Raw genomic sequence first — 12,312 nt, forward strand, 5'->3', positions numbered from 1 at the left:
CGGCGCCGCCCGCCCATCCCGTGACGAAGGAGTTTCCGGATGCCCGCTGCTGGTGAGACCACCGATGTGATCGTCGTGGGGGCCGGGCTCGCCGGGCTCGTGGCCGCCTGCGAGGTGCTCGACGCCGGCAAGCAGGTGACCATCGTCGAGCAGGAGCCCGCCGCCTCCCTCGGCGGTCAGGCGTTCTGGTCGTTCGGCGGAATCTTCCTCGTCGACAGCCCCGAGCAGCGCCGGATGCGCGTGAAGGACTCCCTGGAACTCGCCCGGCAGGACTGGTTCGGCAGCGCGGGCTTCGACCGCCCCGAAGACGAGTGGGGTCGCGCCTGGGCCGAGGCCTACCTGCAGTTCGCCGCCGGCGAGAAGCGGGCCTGGCTGCACGAGCGCGGAGTGCGCTTCTTTCCCGTGGTCGGCTGGGCCGAACGCGGCGGCTACACCGCGAACGGGCACGGCAACTCGGTTCCGCGCTTCCACATCACCTGGGGCACCGGGCCCGGCGTTCTCGCGCCGTTCGTCGCCCGCGTGCAGGAGGGGATGAAGGCGGGGCGGGCGCGCATCCTGCACCGCCACCGGGTCGACGAGCTGGTGACCGGCGCCGGAGGGCGCGTGACCGGCGTTCGCGGCAGCCTGCTCGCGCCGAGCACGGCGGCCCGCGGCGAGTCGAGCTCGCGCACGGTCGAAGGCTCCTTCGAGCTCTCCGCCGGCGCCGTCGTGGTGTCCAGCGGCGGCATCGGCGGCAACCACGAGCTCGTGCGGCAGATGTGGCCCGCCTCGCTGGGCGCGCCGCCCGCGACGATGCTCTCGGGCGTGCCCGCGCACGTCGACGGCCGGATGCTCGGCATCACCGAGAAGGCCGGCGCCCGTCTCGTGAACACCGACCGCATGTGGCACTACACCGAGGGCATCACGAACTACGACCCGGTGTGGCCGCTGCACGGCATCCGCATCCTGCCGGGGCCGTCGTCGCTCTGGCTCGACGCCACCGGCGCGAGACTGCCCGTGCCGTTGTTCCCGGGCTTCGACACCCTCGGAACGCTCGAGCACATCCTCTCGACCGGCTACGACTACAGCTGGTTCGTGCTCACGCAGGCCATCATCGAGAAGGAGTTCGCGCTCTCGGGCAGCGAGCAGAACCCCGATCTCACGGGCAAGGATCTGCGCCTGCTGGCCCAGCGCATCCGGCCCGGCGCCCCCGGCCCGGTCGAGGCGTTCAAGGAGCGCGGCGTCGATTTCGTGGTGGCCGACACCCTGCCGGAACTCCTGCACGGCATGGCGGCCCTCGAGCCCGACGGGCCGCTCGATGCGGCGACGGTGACCCGTGAGGTGTTCGCGCGCGACCGGGAGATCGCGAACACCTTCACGAAGGATGCGCAGATCACCGCGCTGCGGGGCGCCCGCCGGTACCTCGGCGACAAGCTCATCCGGGTGGCGAAGCCGCACCGCCTGCTCGACCCGAAGGCGGGGCCGCTGATCGCGGTGAAGCTGCACATCCTCACCCGGAAGAGCCTCGGCGGCATCCAGACCGATCTGGCCGCGCGGGCGCTCGGGCCCTCCGGCGGGCCGGTGCCCGGCCTGTTCGCGGCGGGCGAGGCGAGCGGCTTCGGGGGCGGCGGGGTGCACGGCTACCGGGCGCTCGAAGGCACGTTCCTCGGCGGATGCCTGTTCTCGGGGCGGCAGGCAGGGCGCTCGGCGGCAGCCTCCGTCTGAGAGCGGATGCGCCGGGTCGGGTCATGGGCGCCGGTGCGACGGGTCTGTGTCGGCCTCTCGGCTGTCTCGGCGGCGTCAGCGGCGGGCGAGCACGTGGCCGCGGCGGGTGGTGAGACGCACCCATTGCCCCGCCTCGTAGACCGACACCTCGTCGTCGCGCTTCACGAAGCCGAGGCTCTCGGCGCAGAAGGCGGCGCCGGCCGGGATGCGCGTGCCGAAGTCCTCGAGACCCGGCAGCTGCCGCCCCCAGACCTCGGAGCGCACGCGGTGAACCAGCTGCTCCCCGGTCTCGGCGCCGACGGCCGCCGCGACCTCGGCGATGCCGGCGCGCGCCGCGTTCTCGAGCACCCGGGCGTCGAAGGAGCCGACCGGAAGCCAGCCGCCGCGCGGCGGGCTGATGCCCGCCCAGGCGACGCCGGTCTCGGCCGGCGGAAGAGGCACTTCCAGCGGCCCCGCGACGGAGTTGTGGAGCACCGAGAGCTGGGCGAGACGGTCGAGCAGGGCCCGGATCGACACGATCATGTCGAAGGCGTCCGAGCCCGCGAGCGCGAAGGTGCGCAGCCCCAACACCGTGGGCGTGCGGTCGAGCAGGCCCTTCGGCGTGAGCACGGCCGTGTAGGCGGCGAGAACGCCGAGACCGCCGATCAGCCGCACGGAGCCGTTGTCGACCCGCGCCGCGCGCCCGAGGTACACCTTGAGGTCGCCGAGCGACGCGGCATCGATGAGGCTGAAGGACTGGACCATCTCTGCTGTCTAAACTACTTCACAGGAACCGACGTGGCTCGTGCCCACGCCGCTCCCCTCATCTCGATTCGCCGGAGGAAACCATGTCCGACCCCCTCTCCGGATTCCTCGCCACCCTCGACCTCGTCGACACGGGTGCGCGCACGCTCGAAGACATCTTCACGGGGCCCTCGCAGTGGATGCCGAACGGGCGCGTCTTCGGCGGCCAGGTGCTGGCGCAGTCACTCGTGGCGGCCGTGCGCACCGTCACGCCCGACCGGGCGCCGCACTCGCTGCACGGGTACTTCCTGCGACCGGGCGACGCCGCGCAGCCCATCACCTTCGCGGTCGACCGCATCCACGACGGGCGCTCGTTCTCCACCCGCCGCACGCAGGCCTACCAGAACGGGGTGCCGATCCTCTCGGCCATCCTGTCGTTCCAGACCGAGGATGCCGGACTCGAACACCAGGCGGAGATGCCCACCGATCTCCCCGGCCCTGAAGAACTGCCGAGCGCGGTGGAGGTGCTGTCGACCATCGACCACCCCGTCGCCGCGACCTGGGCGCGCGAGCGCGCCTTCGACATGCGGCACGTGCCCTCGCCCATCTACTTCACGGTCGACGGCGAGCGGCGCGCACACCAGGCCGTGTGGATCCGGGCGCTCGGGCGGCTACCCGACGACCCCAACATCCACCGCGCCGCCCTCGCCTACGCGAGCGACTACGCCATCCTGGAGCCGGCGATGCGCCGGCACGGCGTCGCCTGGGCCCGGCCCGACCTCAAGATGGCAAGCCTCGACCACGCGATGTGGTGGCATCGGTCTGCGCGAGCCGATGAGTGGATCCTGTACACCCAGGCCTCGCCGAGCGCGAGCGGCGGGCGGGCGCTCGCCACCGGCAGCATGTTCGACACCGAGGGCCGCCTCGTCGCCACGGTGGCGCAGGAGGGCATGCTGCGCGTGGGCGCGGGCTCCTAGCCTGCGCACTCCCGCGCCTTCGCCGCGGCGTCGATCCATCGATCCGTCGATCCCTGCCGCCGCCGTGCCCGAACGGGGCCCGAACCGGCGGCTCGACGGGATCAGCCGTCAGGCGCGGCGACGGAAGCTCAGCGGCTCGTCGAGGTAGGGCTCCCACGCGTCACGCTCGTGCGGCAGGATGCGCCGGGGCCGCTCGGTCTCGGCGTCGACGAGCACGAGCGTGGTGGAGGCCTTCACGAAGGTGACCCGCGGCTCGATGCCGAGGGGGGTCTTGATCTCGTAGTACACGTCGAGGCTCGCGCCGCCGAGGTGCCCGATCCAGAGTTCGACGTCGATCGGCTGCCGGATGTAGGGCATCGACCGCACGTACTCGATCTCCTGCCGGGAGATCACGCTCTTGGTGTCGGCGTCGGGACCGGCGCCGATCACCGCGGTCGTCCACTCCGCCTGGGTGGGGTCGGCGAGGTCGCCGTCGACCCAGAAGGCGAAGACGCGCGCCTCTTCGAGGATCTTGAGCATCGAGGCGTTGTTGACGTGCCCGTAGGCGTCGAGGTCGCTCCACCGGAGCTGGATCGGAACGTGCAGTCGCATGGAACCCGCGCTTCTGCTCAGTCGCGCGTCAGCTTGCGGTACGCCGAACGGTGCGGCTTCGCCGCATCCGGGCCGAGACGCTCGATCTTGTTCTCCTCGTAGGCCTCGAAGTTGCCCTCGAACCAGTACCAGTGGGCCGGGTCTTCCTCGGTGCCCTCGTAAGCCAGGATGTGCGTGGCGATGCGGTCGAGGAACCACCGGTCGTGGGTGATGACCACGGCGCAGCCGGGGAATTCGAGGAGCGCGTTCTCGAGCGAGCCGAGGGTCTCGACGTCGAGGTCGTTGGTGGGCTCGTCGAGCAGCAGCAGGTTGCCGCCCTGCTTGAGGGTGAGGGCCAGGTTCAGACGGTTGCGCTCACCACCGGAGAGCACCCCGGCCTTCTTCTGCTGGTCGGGGCCCTTGAACCCGAAGGTCGAGACGTAGGCGCGCGCCGGGATCTCGGTCTTGCCCACCTGGATGTAGTCCTGGCCGTCGGAGACCACCTCGAACAGGGTCTTGTTCGGGTCGATGCCGCCGCGGGTCTGGTCGACGTACGAGATGTCGACCGTCTCGCCGACCTTCAGCTCGCCGCCGTCGAGGGGCTCGAGACCGACGACGGTCTTGAACAGCGTCGACTTGCCGACACCGTTCGGGCCGATGACGCCGACGATGCCGTTGCGCGGAAGGGTGAAGGAGAGGTTGTCGATCAGCACACGCTCGCCGAAGCCCTTGCGCAGCTTCTTCGCCTCGATGACCTGAGCGCCGAGGCGCGGGCCCACGGGGATCACGATCTCTTCGAAGTCGAGCTTCTTGGTGCGCTCGGCCTCGGTGACCATCTCCTCGTAGCGCGCCAGGCGGGCCTTCGACTTCGCCTGACGGCCTTTCGCGTTGCTGCGCACCCAGTCGAGTTCCTCGGAGAGGCGCTTGGAGAGCTTGGCGTCCTTCTTGCCCTGCACCTCGAGGCGCTCGCGCTTCTTCTCGAGGTAGGTGGAGTAGTTGCCCTCGTAGGGGTAGAGGCGACCGCGATCGACCTCGGCGATCCACTCGGCCACGTGGTCGAGGAAGTACCGGTCGTGGGTGACAGCGAGCACGGCGCCGTGGTACTGCGAGAGGTGCTGCTCGAGCCAGAGCACGCTCTCAGCGTCGAGGTGGTTGGTGGGCTCGTCGAGCAGCAGCAGGTCGGGCTTCTGCAGCAGCAGCTTGCAGAGCGCGACGCGGCGCTTCTCACCACCGGAGAGGTTCGCCACCTCGGCGTCGCCCGGCGGCGTGCGCAGTGCATCCATCGCCTGCTCGAGCTGGGAGTCGAGGTCCCAGGCGTCCGCCGCGTCGATGGCCTCCTGCAGCGTGCCCATCTCCTCCAGGAGTGCGTCGAAGTCGGCGTCGGGCTCGGCCATGAGTGCGCTGATCTCGTTGAAGCGGTCGATCTTGCCCTTGATCTCGCCGACACCCTCCTGCACGTTCTCGAGGACGGTCTTCGACTCGTCGAGCTCGGGCTCCTGCATCAGGATGCCGACGGTGAAGCCCGGGGTGAGCTTGGCCTCGCCGTTGGAGGGGGTGTCCAGGCCGGCCATGATCTTGAGGATCGTCGACTTACCGGCACCGTTCGGGCCGACCACACCGATTTTCGCGCCCGGGATGAACGCCATCGTGACGTCGTCGAGGATCAGCTTGTCGCCCACCGCTTTGCGGGCGCGCACCATCGAGTAAATGTATTCGGCCATGCCTACCAGTCTATGGCGCGGGTCTGGCCGACCAGGCACGCGCCCGTGCCGAGGGCCGGCGCCACGAGGCTCTCGTAGTGGCCCTGGCCGTACTGCCCGATCAGGCAGTCGTCGCCCCAGCGGACGGAGAACTGGATGGAGTCGGCGGCCACCCCCACGGTGGTGGTGTCGGGGGTGACCTGCATCGCCGCGATGTCGAAGCCGTTGGTGCGCAGGTTGCTCGTGAAGTCCTGCCCGCCGGCGCCCGGGTTGCTCGCGATGAGCGCCTGGTTCACGGAGTCGAAGAAGGCCTTGTTGTCGGCCGCGCTGCCCGCCGGGTCGAGCGCACCCGCTGTCGCTGTGGGAGCCGCAGTGGGGGTGGCTGACGACGAGGCGCTCGGGCTCGGAGCCGCGGAGCTGGGGGCCGGGTTCGCCGACGGCGTGCATCCGGCCAGCACCACGGTCAACGCCACCGGCACGAGCACGCCCAGCGCCCAGCGCATCCTCGACCGGTCTCGGGTCTCCGACTCGCCAGCTCTCGTCTGCATCGCTTGCGGTGTCCTCTCGTTTGCGGTGCCACTGGGGCTGCGGCCGGGTGAGGCCTCCCTGAGTTTATGCGGTGCTCACCGGATTCGCCTGGGAGACCGCCTCATCAGAACGGAACCAGGGTGGCGCCCGCAGCGACACCGCTCTCCGCGGATTCGTCGTCTCCGGCTCCCTCGCCCGAAGGCACCGGAGAGCTCGGCCACTCGGGTTCGGCCCCTGCCGGGGCTCCCCCGCCGGGCGGGGTGTTCAGCACCCGGGTGTGCACCGAGGTGCCGAAGGTGAGGTCGTGACCCACCGCATCCGCTTCAAGGTCGATGGTGATGCCCGACTTCTCGCCGCTCTCCCAGGAGCGGATGCGCAGCCGCCCGGACACCAGCACATGCTGCCCGCGTTCGACCGAGGTGACGAGGTTGAGGGCGAGTTGCCGGAACGCGGTCACGGTGTACCAGTTGGTCTCGGCGTCGACCCACTTGTTGTTCGCCTTGTCGAACTTGCGCTGGCCCGAGGCCAGTCGGAAGCTCGTGATGTCGAGGCCGGAGTTCGTGGTGATGTGGCGCGGCGCCGTGGCGACGACACCGGTGAGGGTCATGAGGTCGGGCATGGGGTGCTCCTTCTGGGTCGATGCGTGTTGACGGATCGATTCTGCGAGCCAGGCGGAGAGCAGAACGACCGGGGAGCACATCTGTGGATGGATCCCCGGTCGCCCGTGGTTGTGGAGGAGGAGTGGCTCAGGCGGCCTTGATGTAGCTCGCGTAGGCCTTGCGCACCTTCGTGACCTTCGGCACGGCGACCGCCATGCAGTAGCCCTGGCCGGGGTTCTTGGCGAAGAAGTCCTGGTGGTACTCCTCCGCGCGGTAGAACGCGCCGAGCGGCTCGAGGGTCGTGACGACCCCGCCGTCCCAGAGCTCTCCGGCGCGCACGAGCGCGGCCTCGAAGAGGGCCTTCTGCTCGTCGCCGTCGTAGAACATGGCCGAGCGGTACTGCGTGCCGATGTCGTTGCCCTGCCGGTTCAGCTGGCGCGGGTCGTGCAGGGTGAAGAAGACGTCGAGGATGATGTCGGCCGGGATCACGGCCGGGTCGAAGGTGACCGCGACGACCTCCGCGTGACCCGTGGTGCCCGTGCAGACCTGTTCGTAGCTGGGGTCCGGCACGGTTCCGCCGGCGTAGCCCGACACGACGTCCTGCACCCCCTCGAGTGTGCGGTAGACGGCATCCAGGCACCAGAAGCAGCCTCCGGCGAGCACGAAAGTTTCCATGCTCGGATTCTACGACGCCCCGGAGAACGGATGTCGGTGGTCGGCTCTACCGTTCAGGCATGGAAACGACGACTCAGACAGGCCTCCGCCACCCGGAGCTGCGCCGGGTGCGCGACGGGTATTGGCGCGTCACCGCGGCATCCGGTCTCGTGCTCGGCTACGTCGAGCAGCTCGAGGCCGAGCAGAGCGGTGCGCCCCGCTACCGGGCCAGGCGCCTGCACGCCGCCGCCTCCTTCGCCACCGCCGCGCGCATCTCCGACATCGGCGAGTTCGCCAGCCGGGAAGAGGCCGCCGAATGCCTGCGGTGACCCCGCGGCGGGGCCGCCCGCGGGTGTTGCTGGCAGTTCGTGGCGCACCGGCTCGTCGCCCCGGGCTCCGCCTCGAGCGGGGGTAGTGTGCCGCTCATGGAATGGTGGAACTCTTTCGTCAGCTGGCTCTCCTCGACCGACGGCCGCTTCGTCGTGTCGGGCATCGTGGTGCCGCTGGTCGCGATCATCGTGGCGGGCCTGGTGGCCGCCTGGATCGCCTCCGGCTCCATCAAACGCCTCCTCGCCAAGCACGACCGCGAGCTCAAGATCGCGGCGATCGCCTCGCTCATCGACGCGGCCGAGCAGGCCTCGGTCTGGAACTCGCTGACCCCCCAGGAGCAGATCCTCTCCGACCGCGCCACGGGGCAGTCCGACATCCAGGTGCGGCTGCTCCCCATCAAGGGAGCGGATGTCGCAGCCAACTGGGCCGCGCATGCCCTCGCCGAGATGAAGCGCAACTCCGCCACCTTCGGCTACCAGGTCGAGCCGGCCGTGTTCGAGTTCCGCGACCGCCTGATCGAGTGGCAGCAGCGCCCCGGGCGCGCCAAGCGCGTCTTCGAGGCCGACCTCGCGCGCTGGTCGGCCGAGGACGCCTCCTCCGAGCGCGAACTGCTCGCGCAGCAGGATGCCTGGGTCGCGCAGCAGCACCACGCCCAGTACGCCGCCCCCGCCACCCCTCCCGTGCCCGAGCAGCAGCCGGCGCCGGCCTACGCCTCCACCGCGGTTCTCACCCCGGCCGCTCCCCTGCCCCCCACGCACGAGCCGCGGCCGACGGTGCAGCAGGTGGCTTCGGGCACCGGCACCCGCGGGGTCGCGCCGGGCGCCTCCCCGATCGGCGAGCTCGAATACACCACCGACCCCGGCGAGGCGCGCGCCGCCGGCGAGATGCCCCCGCCGGTCAACGCCTTCCCGCCGCGCAGCTCCGGCACCGAGTAGCCCTCCGGCCCCGATCCACCTCGGGTCATCAGCCCCGAGGTAGTACGCTTCTCGCGTCGCCCCTGTAGCTCAGTGGATAGAGCACCGGCCTTCTAATCCGTTTGTCGCTGGTTCGAATCCAGCCAGGGGCACTCCGTGCCGTGCGATGTGCGACTCAAGCCCCGACGAGCGCCACGATCCCCACGACGAGCGACACGACGGCGATCAGCAGCGAGACGCCGATCAGCACGGCGTGCACGATCAGGAACGGCGTCGGCTTGCCCGCCGCATCCCGCGCCCGCTCGTCGCGGTTGACCCGCTTGAAGAACTGGGGCCACACGATGGCATTCCAGGCGGCGTTGACGAAGAGCAGGATGGCGAGTGTCGTGATCATCGCGAGCCAGTCTACGAGCCGGATGCCGGGCATCCCGACGGGCACCCGGCCCGGCCCGGTGCCTCCGGAAGCCCGTGTCCGAGGCCGACGCTAGACTCGCAGCATGAGTTCTTCCTCCGACCGTCTCGTGTGGATCGACTGCGAGATGACGGGGCTCGACCTCGAGATCGACGAGCTGGTGGAGGTCGCGGTGGTCGTCACCGACTTCGATCTCGCGCTCGTCGATCCGGGGTTCAGCATCGTGATCAAGCCCGACGACTCCGCACTCGCGAACATGAACGACTTCGTCACGAAGATGCATGAGACCAGCGGGCTCTCCGAGGAGATCCCGAACGGCGTGAGCCTCGCCGACGCCGAATACCAGGTGCTCGAGTACATCCTGAAGCACGTGCCGGCCGCACAGCAGGCGCCTCTCGCGGGCAACACCATCGGCACCGATCGTGCGTTCCTGGCGAAGTACATGCCGCGTGTCGACGGGCACCTGCACTACCGCTCGATCGACGTCTCCTCGATCAAGGAGCTCTCGCGCCGCTGGTTCCCCCGGGTGTACTTCAACGCACCCGAGAAGGCGGGCGGCCACCGTGCCCTCGCCGACATCCTCGAGTCGATCCGAGAGCTCGAGTACTACCGCAAAGCGGTCTTCATCGGGGAGCCCGGACCCACCTCGGCAGAGCTCAAAACCATCTCTTCCGACGTGGTGCGCGAATTCGGCTCGCGTTTGTAATAGAATGTTTCCTCGTTGCCCTGCAATCCTGATTGCGGCGGTGACCATGGTGGATATAGCTCAGTTGGTAGAGCGCTGGCTTGTGGTGCCGGATGTCGCGGGTTCGAGTCCCGTTATTCACCCCACGGGCGGCTTAAGGCCGCCCACGACCTCCCGATCGCCGGATGCGGTCGCAACCGGGTGATCGAGGCAGCATGATCGAGATGGCACCGGATGCCTTCGACGAACTGGTCTCCGACGAGCTCGACCTCCTTCCCGACGACATGCTCGACGGGCTCGACAACGTCGTGTTCGTGGTGGAAGACCGGCCGGCCGACGGCTCGCTCGATCTGCTCGGCCTCTACGACGGTGTCGCCATCACCGAGCGCGGCCAGTACGGCTTCGGCGAGATGCCCGACCGCATCATCCTGTACCGCGAGCCGCTGCTGGCGATCTGCGCCGACGTCGAGGAGCTGCGCGACGAGGTGCATGTGACCCTGGTGCACGAGATCGCGCACTTCTACGGCATCGACGACGAGCGCCTGCACGAGCTCGGCTGGGCCTGAGCAGCCCCTGATCGGCTCCTGATCGGCTCCTGAGCCGCCCCTTCCGCCCGATTCCGGCTTCCGTGCGTCGATGCCCGCAACGGCATCCCGTGCCCCGTAGCCTGGAGCCATGGCAGGTTCGGCAGGGCGCAAGGCGCTACGCGCGGTGGTCATCATCGTGGGCGTCTTCGTCATCCTGGGGCTCGGGCTGTACGGCCCCGCGACCCTCGTCGGCCCGCTCCCGCCGGCCACCGCATCCGTCGCCGACGCGCCTGCCGAGGCAGCGGTCACCGGCGCCCCCACGGTGCCGGCCACCGGAGCGAGCGCCGTCGTCGCCGACGGCAGCAGCTCGGTTCTCGCCTCGGGCGGCATCACCGACCCCGTGCCGATCGGCGGTGCCGCGAAGATCATCACCGCCCTCGTCGTTCTCGACGCCAAGCCCATGAAGGCGGGCGAGCAGGGCGCCACCATCACCGTGACCGCCGAGGACTACGCCGGCTACGTCACCTACATCTCCGAGAGCGCCCGGGCGGTGTCGTTCATCACCGGCGAGACCTGGACGCAGCGCGAGATGCTGCAGGCCATGCTGCTCGGCTCGAGCAACAACCACGCCGATGCGCTCGCCCGCTGGGCCTTCGGCTCCACCGACGCCTACCTCGCCGCGGCCACCACCTGGCTGAGCGGCCACGGCCTCACCGGCACCACGCTCGTCGACGCCACCGGCCTGAGCGAGGGCGACGTCGGCACCGCCACCGACCTGGCCAAGATCTCCGCCCTCGCCTTCGCCGACCCCGCCGTCGCCGAGATCATGGCGCAGCCGAATGCCCGGCTCACCGGCAACCGCAGCGTCGACAACCTCGCCGCCTACCACGCGGAGGAGAGCTACACCGGGCTCTCGCGCAGCTACACCGACCAGGCCGGGGTCTGCTTCCTCTTCTCGCTCGCGGTCACGGTGAGCGGCAACACCGTGACCCTTTACGGCGCCTTCCTCCGTGAGCCCGACTGGACCACCCTCGACGACGACCTCACGGCGCTCGTCACCTCGGCGACGGCCACGCTGAAGCCCACCGACATCGTGACCGAGGGGCAGAGCTTCGTGACCTACACGACGCCGTGGGGCGAGGTGGCGCACGGCGTGGCCATGTCCACGGAGAACCGGATGCTCTGGGTCACCTCCCCGCTGAGCTACACGGTCGACGCCAAGACCCTGTCCACCGGGGCCAAGGGCGAACAGGTCGGCAGCGTCACGGTCACCACGCCCGACGGCGACGTGAAGGTGCTGCTGCAGCTCGACCAGCGCATCGGCGATCCGGGTCCGTTCTGGCGGCTCTCGAACCCCGTGCCCGTGATCTCGGCGTTCATCGACTCGCGCAAGTGATACACGGACAGGTACCGTGACCGGATTCCGTGGAAATAGCCGAGAGCTCGCCGAATAGCGCGACGCTCTCGGCTATTTCTGCAAGAACCGGTCGCTCAGGTGGGAACGATCATGGTCGCTAGCGTGCGCGGGTTCTCGCGCCGCACGAAGGCGCGCCACTGCGCCTCCCAGCGGTCCCACTCGCGGGCGTAGAGCTCTCCGTCGCGCTCGAGGGCGCGCTGCTTGCGCGCGGCATCGTCGGTCTCCACCCAGACGGCGAAGTCGGCGAGGGCCGCGTTGCGCCGGCTGAGCGCCCCGCAGCCCTCCACGATCAGCGGATGCGCCGGGTCGACCAGGTGCCACTCGGCCGGTTCGGCACGCTCCCAGTCGTAGCGCCGCCAGCGCGCCGGACGCCCGTCGCGGAGCGGCTCGAGCAGGTGCTCGGCGAGGTGCGCCGAGGCCTCCTCGAGCCCGTCCCAACCGGGATAGATGCTGTCGAGGTGCACGACCGTCGGGAGGTCGGCTCCCACCCAGCCGTCGCGCATCCGGAGCGCCAGCTCGGTCTTGCCGGAGCCGCTCGGACCGTCGAGGAGGATCACCGTCATATCGCCCCC

At 69.9% G+C, this 12,312-nt stretch carries 15 protein-coding genes and 2 tRNA genes; 9 read left to right on the forward strand and 8 right to left on the reverse strand.

The window, feature by feature from the left end; genetic code table 11:
• The first annotated feature begins 39 nt into the window (after positions 1-39).
• Positions 40-1,704: an FAD-binding dehydrogenase gene (locus VD659_RS15825; RefSeq protein ID WP_423262014.1), complete on the forward strand. Its 1,665-nt coding sequence runs from the start codon at positions 40-42 to the stop codon at positions 1,702-1,704.
• Between the two features lie 75 nt (positions 1,705-1,779).
• Here the strand turns inward: VD659_RS15825 and VD659_RS15830 are convergent, their stop codons facing one another.
• A complete protein-coding gene (locus VD659_RS15830) occupies positions 1,780-2,448 on the reverse strand; it encodes a hypothetical protein (protein ID WP_423262015.1) in 669 nt (222 codons plus the stop codon).
• A gap of 83 nt (positions 2,449-2,531) precedes the next feature.
• Here VD659_RS15830 and VD659_RS15835 point away from each other — a divergent pair, with 83 nt between their 5' ends.
• Positions 2,532-3,404: an acyl-CoA thioesterase gene (locus VD659_RS15835; RefSeq protein ID WP_423262016.1), complete on the forward strand. Its 873-nt coding sequence runs from the start codon at positions 2,532-2,534 to the stop codon at positions 3,402-3,404.
• A 108-nt stretch (positions 3,405-3,512) separates the two neighbouring features.
• Here VD659_RS15835 and VD659_RS15840 read toward each other — a convergent pair whose 3' ends face one another.
• The 5 genes from VD659_RS15840 to msrA form a co-directional block, all read right to left on the reverse strand.
• Positions 3,513-3,995 (reverse strand): acyl-CoA thioesterase, encoded by a 483-nt coding sequence (locus tag VD659_RS15840; protein WP_423262017.1) that lies wholly within the window; start codon positions 3,993-3,995, stop codon positions 3,513-3,515.
• A gap of 17 nt (positions 3,996-4,012) precedes the next feature.
• Positions 4,013-5,695, reverse strand: coding sequence for an energy-dependent translational throttle protein EttA (ettA, locus tag VD659_RS15845; RefSeq protein WP_137836186.1), 1,683 nt, complete (start codon positions 5,693-5,695; stop codon positions 4,013-4,015).
• Between the two features lie 2 nt (positions 5,696-5,697).
• Positions 5,698-6,222, reverse strand: a complete 525-nt coding sequence (locus VD659_RS15850; protein WP_423262018.1) for a DUF6993 domain-containing protein — start codon at positions 6,220-6,222, stop codon at positions 5,698-5,700.
• A 104-nt stretch (positions 6,223-6,326) separates the two neighbouring features.
• Positions 6,327-6,821 (reverse strand): single-stranded DNA-binding protein, encoded by a 495-nt coding sequence (locus tag VD659_RS15855; RefSeq protein ID WP_423262019.1) that lies wholly within the window; start codon positions 6,819-6,821, stop codon positions 6,327-6,329.
• Between the two features lie 127 nt (positions 6,822-6,948).
• Positions 6,949-7,476, reverse strand: a complete 528-nt coding sequence (msrA, locus tag VD659_RS15860) for a peptide-methionine (S)-S-oxide reductase MsrA (protein WP_423262020.1) — start codon at positions 7,474-7,476, stop codon at positions 6,949-6,951.
• A gap of 59 nt (positions 7,477-7,535) precedes the next feature.
• Between msrA and VD659_RS15865 the strand changes: the two genes are divergently transcribed.
• From VD659_RS15865 to VD659_RS15875, 3 genes are all read left to right on the forward strand, one after another.
• Positions 7,536-7,784: a hypothetical protein gene (locus VD659_RS15865; RefSeq protein ID WP_423262021.1), complete on the forward strand. Its 249-nt coding sequence runs from the start codon at positions 7,536-7,538 to the stop codon at positions 7,782-7,784.
• Positions 7,785-7,880: 96 nt separating this feature from the next.
• Positions 7,881-8,720: a hypothetical protein gene (locus tag VD659_RS15870; protein WP_423262022.1), complete on the forward strand. Its 840-nt coding sequence runs from the start codon at positions 7,881-7,883 to the stop codon at positions 8,718-8,720.
• A gap of 58 nt (positions 8,721-8,778) precedes the next feature.
• Positions 8,779-8,851, forward strand: a tRNA-Arg gene (locus tag VD659_RS15875).
• Between the two features lie 23 nt (positions 8,852-8,874).
• Here VD659_RS15875 and VD659_RS15880 read toward each other — a convergent pair.
• Positions 8,875-9,093, reverse strand: coding sequence for an SCO4848 family membrane protein (locus VD659_RS15880; protein ID WP_423262023.1), 219 nt, complete (start codon positions 9,091-9,093; stop codon positions 8,875-8,877).
• Between the two features lie 103 nt (positions 9,094-9,196).
• Between VD659_RS15880 and orn the strand changes: the two genes are divergently transcribed.
• The 4 genes from orn (at position 9,197) to VD659_RS15900 (ending at position 11,719) form a co-directional block, all read left to right on the forward strand.
• Positions 9,197-9,817, forward strand: coding sequence for an oligoribonuclease (gene orn, locus VD659_RS15885; RefSeq protein ID WP_423262024.1), 621 nt, complete (start codon positions 9,197-9,199; stop codon positions 9,815-9,817).
• A gap of 49 nt (positions 9,818-9,866) precedes the next feature.
• Positions 9,867-9,942: transfer RNA gene (locus VD659_RS15890), tRNA-His, on the forward strand.
• Positions 9,943-10,011: 69 nt separating this feature from the next.
• Positions 10,012-10,362, forward strand: coding sequence for a metallopeptidase family protein (locus VD659_RS15895; RefSeq protein WP_137836194.1), 351 nt, complete (start codon positions 10,012-10,014; stop codon positions 10,360-10,362).
• Between the two features lie 109 nt (positions 10,363-10,471).
• The gene (locus VD659_RS15900; RefSeq protein ID WP_423262025.1) at positions 10,472-11,719 is read left to right on the forward strand and encodes a D-alanyl-D-alanine carboxypeptidase family protein; all 1,248 of its coding nucleotides are present in this window, start codon (positions 10,472-10,474) and stop codon (positions 11,717-11,719) included.
• A 95-nt stretch (positions 11,720-11,814) separates the two neighbouring features.
• On the opposite strand, the gene VD659_RS15905 is transcribed toward VD659_RS15900, so the two are convergent.
• Complete coding sequence (locus tag VD659_RS15905) at positions 11,815-12,303, reverse strand: ATP-binding protein (protein ID WP_423262026.1); 489 nt, start codon at positions 12,301-12,303, stop codon at positions 11,815-11,817.
• Positions 12,304-12,312: the final 9 nt, after the last annotated feature.

The sequence above is a fragment of the Herbiconiux sp. 11R-BC genome (assembly GCF_049472555.1).
In the GTDB taxonomy this organism is placed as follows: domain Bacteria; phylum Actinomycetota; class Actinomycetes; order Actinomycetales; family Microbacteriaceae; genus Herbiconiux.